12 protein-coding genes and 1 riboswitch are annotated in these 13,072 nt (G+C 41.8%); of the genes, 10 read left to right on the forward strand and 2 right to left on the reverse strand.

All coding sequences use genetic code 11. The features are described 5' to 3' along the window. The first annotated feature begins 309 nt into the window (after positions 1-309). From K6C05_RS02030 to K6C05_RS02070, 9 genes are all read left to right on the forward strand, one after another. Positions 310-1,227, forward strand: coding sequence for a hypothetical protein (locus tag K6C05_RS02030; RefSeq protein ID WP_296730733.1), 918 nt, complete (start codon positions 310-312; stop codon positions 1,225-1,227). A 10-nt stretch (positions 1,228-1,237) separates the two neighbouring features. Further along, the gene (locus K6C05_RS02035; protein ID WP_296730734.1) at positions 1,238-1,810 is read left to right on the forward strand and encodes a hypothetical protein; all 573 of its coding nucleotides are present in this window, start codon (positions 1,238-1,240) and stop codon (positions 1,808-1,810) included. Between the two features lie 8 nt (positions 1,811-1,818). Then, on the forward strand, positions 1,819-2,673 hold the full coding sequence (locus K6C05_RS02040) for a D-alanyl-D-alanine carboxypeptidase family protein (protein WP_296730736.1): 855 nt from the start codon (positions 1,819-1,821) through the stop codon (positions 2,671-2,673). Positions 2,674-2,697: 24 nt separating this feature from the next. Beyond that, a complete protein-coding gene (locus K6C05_RS02045; protein WP_296730738.1) occupies positions 2,698-3,264 on the forward strand; it encodes a peptidylprolyl isomerase in 567 nt (188 codons plus the stop codon). Beyond that, complete coding sequence (locus K6C05_RS02050; RefSeq protein WP_296730739.1) at positions 3,265-3,552, forward strand: GIY-YIG nuclease family protein; 288 nt, start codon at positions 3,265-3,267, stop codon at positions 3,550-3,552. It abuts the gene before it with no gap. Between the two features lie 483 nt (positions 3,553-4,035). Then, complete coding sequence (locus K6C05_RS02055; protein WP_296730740.1) at positions 4,036-5,751, forward strand: GGDEF domain-containing protein; 1,716 nt, start codon at positions 4,036-4,038, stop codon at positions 5,749-5,751. Positions 5,752-5,767: 16 nt separating this feature from the next. Further along, positions 5,768-6,394 (forward strand): hypothetical protein, encoded by a 627-nt coding sequence (locus K6C05_RS02060; protein ID WP_296730741.1) that lies wholly within the window; start codon positions 5,768-5,770, stop codon positions 6,392-6,394. 51 nt (positions 6,395-6,445) lie between these two features. Next, positions 6,446-7,660 carry an aminotransferase class I/II-fold pyridoxal phosphate-dependent enzyme gene (locus K6C05_RS02065; protein WP_296730743.1) on the forward strand — a complete coding sequence of 405 codons (1,215 nt, stop codon included), beginning with the start codon at positions 6,446-6,448 and terminating at the stop codon, positions 7,658-7,660. Between the two features lie 148 nt (positions 7,661-7,808). Further along, positions 7,809-7,900: riboswitch (glycine riboswitch) on the forward strand. A gap of 96 nt (positions 7,901-7,996) precedes the next feature. Beyond that, positions 7,997-9,361 (forward strand): sodium:alanine symporter family protein, encoded by a 1,365-nt coding sequence (locus K6C05_RS02070; RefSeq protein WP_296730744.1) that lies wholly within the window; start codon positions 7,997-7,999, stop codon positions 9,359-9,361. A gap of 160 nt (positions 9,362-9,521) precedes the next feature. Here K6C05_RS02070 and K6C05_RS02075 read toward each other — a convergent pair whose 3' ends face one another. Then, on the reverse strand, positions 9,522-10,217 hold the full coding sequence (locus K6C05_RS02075) for a response regulator transcription factor (protein ID WP_296730746.1): 696 nt from the start codon (positions 10,215-10,217) through the stop codon (positions 9,522-9,524). Then, positions 10,214-11,692, reverse strand: a complete 1,479-nt coding sequence (locus tag K6C05_RS02080; RefSeq protein WP_296730748.1) for a HAMP domain-containing sensor histidine kinase — start codon at positions 11,690-11,692, stop codon at positions 10,214-10,216. The genes K6C05_RS02075 and K6C05_RS02080 overlap by 4 nt, the downstream gene beginning before the upstream one ends. A gap of 267 nt (positions 11,693-11,959) precedes the next feature. Here K6C05_RS02080 and K6C05_RS02085 point away from each other — a divergent pair, with 267 nt between their 5' ends. Then, positions 11,960-12,727 carry a hypothetical protein gene (locus K6C05_RS02085; RefSeq protein WP_296730750.1) on the forward strand — a complete coding sequence of 256 codons (768 nt, stop codon included), beginning with the start codon at positions 11,960-11,962 and terminating at the stop codon, positions 12,725-12,727. Positions 12,728-13,072: the final 345 nt, after the last annotated feature.

A 13,072-nucleotide genomic window follows, 5' to 3' on the forward strand; every position in this document is an offset into this window, starting at 1 on the left:
TAGATACAGAAAATAGTATATTAAAAATTTATGGCAGTCAGAAAATGACTTCCAATTATTTATATTCAATATCTTCTGCTTCAAACCTCTTTGTAAAGATTTTGCCTGTGGCAAAATTTGTATAATGGCGTTATAACGAGCTTTAAGATGTCCCCTTCCTCTTTAGGTGGGGGAAAACAAACTACAACAGCTGGCGAGCATATCTCCCAGCTCGTTGAAACGCTAATTGGAAGATTTTTCTTCTAAAGTAGAAAAATTTGAACAATGGCGTTATAATGATTAAGTAAATTTTACAGTAGAGGTGTAGTAATGCCGGATATTGATATGACAAGAATTACCGATAACCTATTACGGGTTTATAATTATGCTTTTATTGAGGATATGCCATATGGATTTTTTAAGCCTAATGATGCCATGTATGTTGGAGTCAGATTGGTTGATAAAATGTATCATTGTCCAAAGTGCGGTGAAAGGTTCACTGTCAGGTTCAAAAATGATAATGATGGTATAACTTACTTTTCCAAAAGCCGTATTGAGGCTCAAAAGGGAATTTATGATGAACTAGGTATTGATTTTCCTGCCAATAGTGAGCTTGCTGAAAAGGAGTTTACATATCATACCATTGCCATGTGCAGTAAATGTGCCGAAAAGCATCTGATGTCTTCTGAGGATGCCGGCCAGAAAATTTATAATCTGTGCCACAGGCTGCATATGTGTGATGAGCTTATGGCTGCCAAGGGCAAGAAGCTGATGACAGATGCCCTGTCGAATTGGCTGGAAGGAATCAAGGAATCCGGGGATTTGCTGAAATTTGACCTGTCTACCCATGAACAGCTCAGAAATCTTATATGCGCTGTTATTCTTCAGGATACAGATGAGATTGAGAAGGCTTTGGGTGAATACAGAAATCAGATTGAACCGCTTGTGTCCGAAGCTCTTTCCTTGCTCGAAAAACAGACTCCTGCCTGGGAAGTCTGGGCGGCCCATTCATCAAGCCTTCCTGAATCAATGTCTGATAAGGAATACCATGAATATACAGTTGCCTTCCCGGCTGATGATACTGTCGGTGAGGATTTTTATATCAGGCAAAAGGTGGAGCAGGAAAAGGTCCGGATGTTCCTGGAACAACATCGTTTATCCAGTGTTGAGGAGGTACTGATGGATACCGGCTTTCATGAGGAATGGGTAGATATGGTTGTGGATAAGGGTACATCCTTGGTGAAATGAGGTGCTGTTTATGATGAAGCTGAGGCTTGGAGCAACGGCTTTGCTCTCAATGCTGATAATGATATTTTCCACTGTGGCTCTTGCAGCCCAGCCTGAGGATTTTTCCTTTAAGGGACTTCACCTTGGTGATAGTGTGGAACAGATGAAAGCAATACTGGGGGAGCCTGATTTTGACACGGAAATGTTTCATCGTGGGGTTCCTGTTATCAGATATACTTATTCTGCTGATCAGAAAATATATGTTTCTGCTTCCGACAAAAAGGTGGTGGAGATGTTCTGCAAAAGCAAGCATTACATAGGGCCTCATAATGTGACCTACGGAGCTACCAGGAGTGGTATTACCAAGGCTTTTGGAAACGCAGAGCATAAGCAGCTGAATGGAAGCATTTATTATATTTTTTACAATCCTGCAAACAGGAAAAATAAAATGATGCTTGAACTTGAGACTGAGAAATACTATCTTCTAAGCTGGACATATACTTCCCTTGATCCTGAGGATGATGATGTATTGCTTATTATGGGTGATAATGAGGCTGAAAAAAAGCCTGAGAAGAGGTTTAATTATGGCATGCTGCCCTCCTGATAGGAGTTGTGGTATGCAGAAAAGAGGTTTTTGAGATTAAACGGAGTGTTTTGACCCTGGTATGTATATTTGCCTGCCTTACAGCTTTTTTGGGTGTCACAGAGGCAAAAAATACTATTCCAAGGGTAACGGCAGATGCCGTTATGTTAATTGACAATAATACGGGAAAGGTATTATATGAAAAAAATCCTGACAAACGGGAGTATCCTGCCAGCTTGACCAAGATAATGACTGCTGTCATGGTGTTGGAGGATAACAATAATGACAGGGAGGTCACTATAAGCCACACCGCCGGCAATACCCCCTATGGGTCCTATGCATATACCGGACAGGTGGTGCGTCAGTTTGATTTGCTAACACAGATGATGCTGATTTCCGATAATGTCGCCGCAGCGGCCTTGGCTGAAGCTGTTGGAGGCAGCGAACGAAATTTCGCTGAGATGATGAATAAAAAGGCATTGAGTATAGGTGCCATGAATACTCATTTTGTAAATCCTCATGGCCTTTCGGATTTGAACCACTATACAACTGCCAGGGATATGGCAAAAATTGCCCGCTATGCCATGCACAAGGACCTTTTCAGAAGGATTGTGTCATCACAGAGCCTGTATGTCAACAGCATATATCCTGAGGGTGAGCAGCTTTTTTGCGAAAATACCAATGAATTGGTGTATGATTATGAGGGTTGTACAGGTATAAAAACAGGATGGACCAGAGCGGCCGGTGGTTGCCTGGCTGCGGCGGCCAAACGCCAGGACAGGGAGGTCCTGGTGATACTTCTCCATTCTGATTCCATGGAGAGCAGGTTTTCTGAAGCTGTAAGCATGCTGGACTATGGCTTTGCAGTTTTAGATAAAAAATAATATTGTCCTGTGAGGAGGCAAATTATGAAAAAAATATTAATTTTTGCCATGCTGCTGGTTGTGGTTATGACCAGTGGTTGTATGGCATCAGACAAGACAAAAGGAGAGAATGACAAGATGGCAAATCGTATTGCAGTATTTGATACCAACATGGGAACCTTTGAGGTGGAGCTTTTTGAGGACAAGGCACCTGTTACCACCGGCAATTTTATAAAGCTGGCTGAGGATGGCTTTTATGATGGTATTATTTTCCATCGTATTATTGATGGCTTTATGATTCAGGGTGGCGATCCAACCGGTACCGGCATGGGTGGCCCTGGGTATACCATAAAGGATGAGTTCCACAAGGATCTCCGTCACAACAGTGAAGGAATTCTTTCCATGGCCAATGCCGGTCCTAATACAGGTGGCTCCCAGTTCTTTATTACCTTGGCTGAAACGCCATGGCTTGATGGACATCATGCTGTATTTGGCAAGGTTGTAAAGGGAATGGAGGTAGTCAGGGAAATAGGCCATGTCAAGACAGGGGCCCAGGACCGTCCACTGCATGATGTGGTAATGAACAGTGTGAAAATCAAGGCTGCTGAATAAATGAAAGCCTTTGCGTATATTGTAAGATGTGCGGATGATACCCTCTATACAGGATATACAACAGATATTAAGCACCGTCTGGCGGCTCATAACAGTGGCAAGGCCAGTAAGTATACCAGGGGAAGGACTCCTGTGGAACTGGTTTATCTTGAGGAATGTGACGATAAAAATGCTGCTATGAGCCGTGAATGGCATATTAAACGGCTGACCCGTGCAAAAAAGCTGTTGCTTATAGCTAAGTGGGAAAAAGCCAGAGGGGCTGACGGTGAGCATTCAAAAAGAGGCTGAAAAGGCAGCTGCCTGAGATTGGCAGCAGAGAGGGTTCTGTGCAACTTTATTGTTAATGGAGCAATTTAATTGATATGTGATGCCGGGGAAAATCCAAGCTGGCCAGGCCAATACATGGATTTTTTCCGGATTTTTATTACAGTAAATCCTGTGCATGCTTTGAGAGAAGATAATCCTGCTTCAGGGGATGACTTTATCTGATTTTTAGTTCATAGGTCGGAAAATGAATTATAACGCCATTGTTCAAATTTTTCTTTTAAAAAGAAAATCTTCCAATTAGCGTTTCAACGAGGTGGGAGATATGCTCACCACCTGTTAAAGCTTGTCCCCCACCTATAGAGGAAGGGGACATCTTACACCGAGTTATAGTTGTATTTCTTTTTTATAGATGCAGGAAAAAAGCATAATAGCTAGAATATGAACGTAGATGATGGTTTTTAAATTTTTGAAAGGACCGGTTTTATGAATTTAGTCAAGCAGTTAATGGATACTTTCATAAACGAGGCATTGTTTTATTTTAAATTTGATGTTTCTACCAGGGTTGTAAAAGATGATATTGTTGATAAATTCGGCAATAACTATATGAAGCAGTTTGGCCTGCAGGTACCATGCAGCTTTGATGAAGTGATTAATCGCTTTGTGGAGTGTGGGTATGCAGATATTATGTTTATGGTGGGAATGTCCATAAAAAACATTACCTGCGATGGATTACTGACTGCCTTTGCGGAAGGGCAGAACTATGTTGAGTCCAGTTTTTACAAGCCGGATAATGGAAGACATTACAGGCTGATGTATATTCTTGAGCGGGATGATATTACAGGACATGTTTTGGCTACTGTAATGTGCACCGATGTTACCGATATTGAAAAAATGCGGCTTCATTCCCTGACCAAATCCTTGTATTCTGCCCAAAAACAGGCAGAGGACCTGGAATATAAGCTGAAAATAATACATTCCATGTCGCAATTTTATAAGTATATATATTATTGTGACCTGGAAAGTGAAGTATATAGGGAAGTGTACTGTGATTCCGACTATGTGCATGATATCATGGGAGAAGTTGGCAATATACACATAGCTATCAGGGACATGTGCAGACTATTGGTCAAGCCGGAGTATACAAAGGAGGTAAATGAATTTACCGATTTCACGACTCTCAAAAAGAGGCTGAAGGGGAAAAAATTTATTACCAAGTCCTTTGAGGGGCCGTATACCGGTTGGCTGGAATCAGTTTTTTTCCCAGTAGAAGTAAGTGATACAGGCAATTTTACACAGGTTATTTTTGCCTTAAGGGATATTTCCTATGAAAAAGAACGGGAGAACCAGCTGATTTACAATTCATATGTTGATGAGCTGACAAAGCTTTATAACAGAAAAATGTTTAATGAAAATCTGTTGGAGTATGTAAATGGGGGTATTCCAAATAATCTGGTGCTGTTTTCAATTGATGTGAATGGACTGAAGGTGGTTAATGATACCCTGGGTCATGCAGCCGGTGATGAGCTTTTGTGCGGAGTGGCAGATTGCCTTCGGAACGCCTTTAAGCAGCACGGCAAAATATTTAGGCTGGGTGGAGATGAATATGCGGCCATTATATATGTTTCTCCTGAAAACAGGTCAGGATTAATCAATCACCTGGAGCATCTTGTCAAGGAATGGCACGGGTCTCTTGTTGACAAAATATCTATTTCCTATGGATATGTTACCAAGGAAGAATGTCATGGAAAAACTATCTATGAAATGGCAAAATTGGCAGATAAAAAGATGTACAAAAGCAAGGAGGAATATTATTCCCAAAAGGGGGTAGACCGTCGTGGCATGAACAGTGCCAGGGATGCCTTGGGTGTCATGTACTATAAGGTCATTAAGGTTAATGTCCTTGATGACAGCTACCAGATAGTTCATATGGATGAAAAAATGGGTGAAGACCTAAAGCGGCCTCCAAAGGCTTCTGACTTGGTAGAATCATATGTACGCAGTGGTTACATTCATCCCGATGATGTGGATAAATTCATTAACGGATTTAATCATCAGGTTATTCGTGAATTTTTTGCGTCAGGGAAGAAATGTTATAGTTTTTCCTATAAACGGAAAATTAATGGAAGATATAGGGCGGTAAAGATGGAGCTGGTGCCGTCGGATGGTTATGGTGAAACTAATAATACTCTTTTCTGCTATATAAAGAAGAGAACCAGATAGGAAGAGGCCTTTTGTAATGTCAGATAAAGTATTGAACATTGATGCCCGTGTCTATATAGCTGACTCGGCATTGCTGAAGGATGATGGGTTGTTTGATGTCCTTTATTCTCAGGTACCGGTATATAGACGGAAGGTTATAGATTCGAAAGAGTCGGTTGAAGATAAAAGATCTGCCCTGGCAGCCAGTGTATTGTTGAGTCATGCCCTTAGGGCCGCCGGTTTCAGGGCCGATGATATGATTTTAAAATACAATAAGCATGGTAAACCTTTTTTTGAGGATCACCCGGAAATGGATTTCAGTCTGGCTTATTCCGAAGACAGGGCAATGTGTGCCCTGTCAGTTGCTGATGGCCCCTTTGGCTGTGAGATTGGCTGTGATGTAGAAAAAAATACCAAGGAACAGGCTGAATACCTTGATCAGCATAATATGACTGTTGACGGCTGGACACGCCTGGAGAGCTATGCAAAGGCGACGCAGACCAGCATGGAACAGCTTTTTTTTGGTGGGGCAAATGTAGTGCCGGGATTTTTCTTTTCCCATCCTGAAATTGATGATGAATACAAGTACAATATCTGCTGTCGTATGAAAATCCCTGCAGAAAACATGACATTTGTGGATTTAAAGGAAATGGTCCAGAAATAATTTCCACAATTGTAATTCATTAATGATTATGATAATTAGGGGGGATATAGTATGAAATTTAATTTTGATGAGATTGTGGACAGGACTAATACCAATGCCCTTAATACGGATGGCTTCAGGGGATATATTTTCCATGCCGGTCCGGAAAAGAAATTTCCATATAAGGATGATGAGTTTGTCAGAATGTGGGTGGCGGATATGGAGTTTGCCACTCCACAGCCAATCATTGATGCTGTGAAAAATCGTCTGGACCGCAGGATATTTGGTTATACCATGATGTTTAATGATGATTATTATAATTCATTTTCAGCTTGGTGCAGAAAAATGTATGACTGGGGATTTCCCAAGGAGGAGCTGGCATTTTCCACCGGTGTAATTCCTGCCCTGTATCAGCTGCTGGAGCTCCTGGTAGCCAAGGATGAAAAGCTCATCATAAATACTCCGGCATATGGTTATTTCAAGCATGCGGCTGAATACAATAAAGTGCAGTTTTTGGATGCTCCGCTGTTTAAGGAAAATAATGATTTTAAGATTGATTTTGACAATCTTGAGAAAATGGCTGCCGATCCCCAGGTGAAGCTTCTGCTGTGGTGTAATCCCCACAATCCTTCAGGTCGTGTCTGGAGTGAGGCTGAATTAAAACAGGTGGCGGATATTGTAAGGAAAAATGACCTTTGGATCATTTCAGATGAAATTCATTGCGATATCCTGCGCAGTGGAATAAAGCATATTCCTATGGGAAAGGTAATGCCTGATTACAAAAAGCTGATTACCTGTATGTCAGCCAGCAAGACCTTTAATATGGCCGGTCTGATGTTTTCAAATATAATTATCAGGGATGAAAGGCTCAGGGGTGATTTTAATGCCCGGGACAAAAATGCCGGCATGCTGAATCCATTGTCAATTGCTGCCCACAAGGCGGCATATGATTCCTGTGGCGAATGGCTGGGTGAGTTAAAGCAATACCTTGACGGTAATTTTGACTATGTGAAAAAGTTCCTTGATGAAAAGCTGCCGGAGGCTGTGTTCAAGATTCCTGAGGCTACTTATCTGGCGTGGGTTGATATGGGGAAATGTCTGCCTGGTATTGATAATATGTCAGAGTTCTTTGCCTATAAGGCAGGAGTGCTTCTGGAAGGCGGGGATGATTTATTTGTTGGCAATGCCAGGGGCTATATCCGTCTGAACTTGGCCATGCCTCAGTCTGTCCTGAAAAAAGGAATGGACAGGATGTATGATGCAATACAATCATATAGAAATGCCTAAGCTTTTTAACAGTATTTATTAATTAGGTTTAATTTTTATTACAAAAATACAAATATACACTTGACATGAACATTAAACTATAGTATATTAGCCGTATTGTATACATCAATCCGAGGAAGTCATCAGAATGAAATATCAGACTGGTGATGGAGGATACTCTGGAGAATCCCATTGAGTTGGGTGCCGAAGGTGCAAGGCATTTATGCCGAATCTCTCAGGCAAAAAGACAGTGGCAATGTGTGTACTGATAGTTAAGTTCAGTATATGTTTTTGTTTTGTCGTGATTTGGAGTATCGTCTTCGGATGATACTCTTTTTATTTTTGGAGGCTAGACTAATGGACTTATTATCAATGGTACAGATGGTTAATACTTATTTATCAGATTACATACTGTGTTTTCTGTTAATTGGACTGGGGCTGTTCTATACACTGCGGACACGCTTTGTGCAGATTCGCTGTATAGGTGAGGGCTTCAGAAGGTTTTTCGGCAACTTTTCACTTCATGGTGAAACCAGCCAGGGGGGGATGAGTTCCTTCCAGGCATTGGCCACTGCTGTGGCAGCCCAGGTTGGTACAGGTAATGTTGTAGGTGCTTCCGGTGCAATCCTCACAGGTGGTCCAGGGGCAATTTTTTGGATGTGGATCATTGCCTTCTTTGGTATGGCTACAAATTATGCCGAGGCAGTATTGGCACAGGAAACACGTTTAGTCAAGGAAGATGGTACTATCCTTGGTGGCCCGGTTTATTATATTCATCGTGCTTTTCCGGGATATTTTGGCAAGGTCCTGGCCGTATTCTTTGCTGTGGCAATTACGCTTGCCTTGGGCTTTATGGGCTGTATGGTACAATCCAATTCCATAGGTGAAACAAGCAGTGCCGCTTTTGGTATTCCTGCCTGGAGTGTAGGTTTTATCATCGCCCTTTTGGCAGGCTTCGTATTTATTGGCGGCACAACCCGTATTGCAAAGATTACGGAGAAGCTGGTGCCAATCATGGCTATTTTCTATCTGTTGGGTGGTTTAATAATCTTGTTGGCCAATTATCAGCGTGTACCTGAAGCTATATCATTAATTTTCTTTTATGCCTTTAATCCTGAAGCTATCATCGGCGGAAGCTGGGGTATTGCCATAAAGACTGCTATCAGTCAGGGTGTAAAGCGCGGCCTGTTCTCCAATGAGGCAGGTATGGGTTCCACACCACATGCCCATGCACTGGCAAATGTAAAGAAGCCTCATGATCAGGGTGTTGTTGCCATGGTAGGTGTATTTGTAGATACCTTTGTGGTATTGACCATGACTGCCTTGGTAGTTATTACCACACTGTATACCGGTGATGGTATTTTGGCTCATGGTGCGGTTGAGGGTGTTTCCAAGACAAATATGGCCCAGCTGGCTTTTGGCAGTCTCTTTGGAGCAGGTATCGGCAGTGCATTTATTGCTGTCAGTCTTCTTTTCTTTGCCTTTTCTACAATTCTCAGCTGGAATCTCTTTGCCAAAATCAATGTTGAGTATCTCTTTGGCAAGGCAGCAGTAAAGGTGTTTTCCCTGATTGCCATCATCTTTGTTTTCCTTGGTTCCTGTCTTTCCAATGATCTGGTATGGGAGCTTACGGACATGTTCAACAATCTGATGGTCATTCCAAATGCCCTGGCATTATTCGCCCTTAGCGGGATTGTAGTAAATAATGTGAATAACAAATAAGCTGGATTTTTACTTTAAAAAGCGGTTATGCAGCCTGTATGTCAGTGCAGCATAACCGCTTTTGCTTTGCCGGAGGGAATCCGGTTTTTATGGATGTTGTTTTTAGTGGAGGCAGCAGGGGGAGAGGGTGAAAGTCAAAAATAAAGACATTGGTATCAAGCTATTTTCCGGAAAAACGATAGCCGGCTCCCCAGACTGTTTCAATGTACTTAGGTTCAGACGGTACAGGTTCAATCTTTTCACGGAGACGATTTATATGGACCATAACTGTAGCTGTATCACCCATGGCATCAAGGCCCCATAGCTGGTCAAAAAGCCTGTCCTTGCTGAATACAATGCCGGGATTTTCTGCAAAGAAAAGCAGTAATTCAAATTCCTTGTTGGTGAGGATGAGTTCCTTGCCACTGCGAAATACTCTGTGAGTTTCAGGCTGGATTTCAAGCTCACCTGCCTGAATGGATTTTATCTTGGTAGCTGGAGCAGTGTTTGTGAGACGCTCATATCTTGCGAGATGGGCTTTTACTCTGGCAACCAGTTCACTGGGGCTGAATGGCTTGATAATATAGTCATCTGCTCCCAGACCGAGGGCACGGATTTTATCTATATCTTCATGACGGGCTGAAACCATAAGGATGGGGATTTCTTTTGCTTGTCGGATTTCACGGCATATCTGAAAACCATCCTTTCCGGGCAGCATCACATCAAGAACCAGTAAATCAAAGGCTTCGTTTAAGGCTTTTTCAAGTCCTATAGCACCGTTGCCTTCAATGGTAACATCAAAATCACTGGCCTCCAGATAATCCCTTTCCAGTTCTGAGATACTGCTATCATCCTCTATAATAAGTATTTTTTTCATGGTGTTGCCTCCTTTGTGGTGGTGTTAATCCTTGGGAGCAGGATGATTATGGTGAGTCCACCGTCAGAATTGTTCTCGGCCCATATTTGTCCCTTCATGCCAAGAATAAGCTGTTTTGTAATGGCAAGTCCCAGACCGCTTCCCTTTGATACATTGCTTCGGGCAGGATCGGTCCGATAAAAGCTGTCAAACAGCTTTGGCAAATCTTCAGTATCAACGCCCTGTCCATTGTCCCTGAACTCAATGCGCAGATTCTGTTCCTGGTGGGAAAGGCATATTCTGACTTTTACGGAATTATCCTTTGCGTACTTAATGCTATTGGTCAGCAGATTGTCGATTATGCGCTGAAATTGCATCCTGTCGATATACACTAATCCGTGGTCATCATCAGGCAATGCCAGTTCAAGGGAGAGATATAAATTTTTTTCAGCCAAAAAAGGTTGCTGCTCATTGTAAAAATCTGTAAAATAGTCACACAATGCCACTGTTTCCATGTTAAATGGAATCCTGCCCAGGTCCAGCTTGGAAAATAGGAAAAGGCTTGATACCAGTTTTTCCATGGTTGAGGCCCCCTGGAGAATCATTTCAACATAGTGACGCTGTTTTTCCGGGGTGTTGGCGATTCCATCAAGAATACCGCTGGCATACCCTTTTAGGGCTGTAAGTGGGGTGGAAAGATCATGGGATATACCGGCAATTAGTTCCTTGCGGTTTTGTTCGTATTTTTCCTGCTGACGACGGGCTTCTTTTAATTCTATCCGCATCTCTTCAAAATCCCGGCAGGCATCTCCAAATTCATCCTGTGCCTCTATGCTTATGGGTTTGTCAAGGTTGCCACGCCTTATTTCCGCAGAAGCTTCCCTAAGGGCAGAAAGAGGTTCGAGAATTTGACGGGAAAGCAATCTGGAAATATACAATCCTAATACTATAATAAATATTATGGAAACTATAATCACTATGAGAATAATGTCATCCCAGTCACGGTATGGATTTGGTTCAGGGGGTTCACCTCTGGTGAGGAAAGGCGTTTTGCCGTATGAATATATGTTGGTCCTTTTATCAGTTGACTGATAGCTGAAAACGAACATATCATCATCCCAAAGCATTATGGGTGCATTGTTGCTGTATTGGTTTACTGTATTCATTAATGTATTGGAATCCGCACCAGGAGAAACATAGATTATATTGCCATCCTGGGTAACCACACTTTGTATGCCCTGCTGTTCCAGGACATTCAGGTCTTTTTCTAGATTCATGTCAGGAGGTCCCTGCATCATCATTCGTCTGTGATGCCTTCCCATACCTCGGCCATATTGTTCTGATTTGTGCTCAATATTTACTTTTAGAGAGCTGATGGCAAATTGTATGGAAGGAGCAGGCCCCTTTTCCGGCCATATTGAGCTCACCTTATCCTGGTCTGAGCCACCCATTAGGCGCATTCCTAAAATAAAGCTGCTGCCGATTATAAGTAACACACAAAAGGGGATAAAGACCATCATAAAATTTGCAATAAATAACCGTTTGCGTACTGAAAAATCCCGTATTCGCATAGGCAAGCCTTCTTTCAGTATTTCGATTTTTATACATTATAACCTATTAATCTTACAAAAGTATAAAAACATGGAAAGTATTTTTTTGAAAAGGTTAATATCCAGTTTATAGAATGTTTAATTTTAAATAATATACTTTCATTGTACTCAAGAGGAGCAATAAACACTGACGCAATTAAGGAGGAATTTTTTATGGATAACAAGGATAATGTAAACAATGTAAACGCAGCTTCAGGCAGTTTTTTATCTAAGCTGAATTTTAAGAAAATCGGTGCAGGTCTTTTGGTATGTGCCGTAGCTGCAGGTGGTTTTAGCTGGTACAATCACAATCAGCGAATAGCTGATTTTCATCGGGTGGCTGAAGCAAAAACAAGAATAGTTGAGACCCAGGCAGAAAAGAATAATGTTGAGCTGATTGACAAAGCCCAGGTTCGTTCTATTGCTGCTGAGACCATGGGTGTTGATGAAAGTAATATTTCCTTTGATGAGGTATTCCTCACAGACGGCTCTGATGGAATGTTTGTACCGCGGCATGGTCACGGCAGAGGTTATGGCCATGGACCATATTGTGGTGAAGGCAATAGGGATGGATATTGTGATGATGACAGGCGCAGAGGACCAAGAGATGGTTATGGTTGTTATAATAATGGCTACAGACAGGGGGAAGACTTTTCAGGCAGACCTTTTGGACAGCGTTTTCAGGGTGAAACTCCATCCAATGACAGACCTCAAAGGAGAAATATCATGAACAGGGATAATGTGGCAGCAATGCCTGAAGCTTCTGTTCAGAAGCTGGCAGAAGGTCAAACAGCCCAGGAGGAAAATAATAAGGTAGAGAGACCAGGTTTTCATCCTGTATACCATGTGCTCTGTGAATCCGGAAATGTAAAATATAACCTGAATGTAGATGCAGTGACCGGTGATGTATACAGATGCCAGGCAGGTGGCAGAAGGTTCTGATTGATTAAATTTGATATTGCATGAAAAAGTGATCTGTATAGGTCACTTTTTTGTTTGCATTATTTTAATTGTGGCCGATAGATGACCATAAAGGAGGGGGGATTTTTGTGTGATATATTTATATTTTAAGCTATTTTTTTAAAATCAGGTTGATATTTTCAGTGCGTTTGTGCTTTAATAAAAAGGAATTTTATTTTGAGGAGTATATAATGGACTGGATTGTTAATTGTGACCATATGATAATATTTGCTGTTCAACACAATATAGTTGCTGAATGGCTTACTCCCTTTATGCGTGTCATATCCTTTGTAGGTGAGTATGCCTTTATGTGGATTGTCGTGGGGA

The organism is Anaerovibrio sp., from assembly GCF_024697385.1.
Classification (GTDB): Bacteria; Bacillota; Negativicutes; order Selenomonadales; family Selenomonadaceae; genus Anaerovibrio.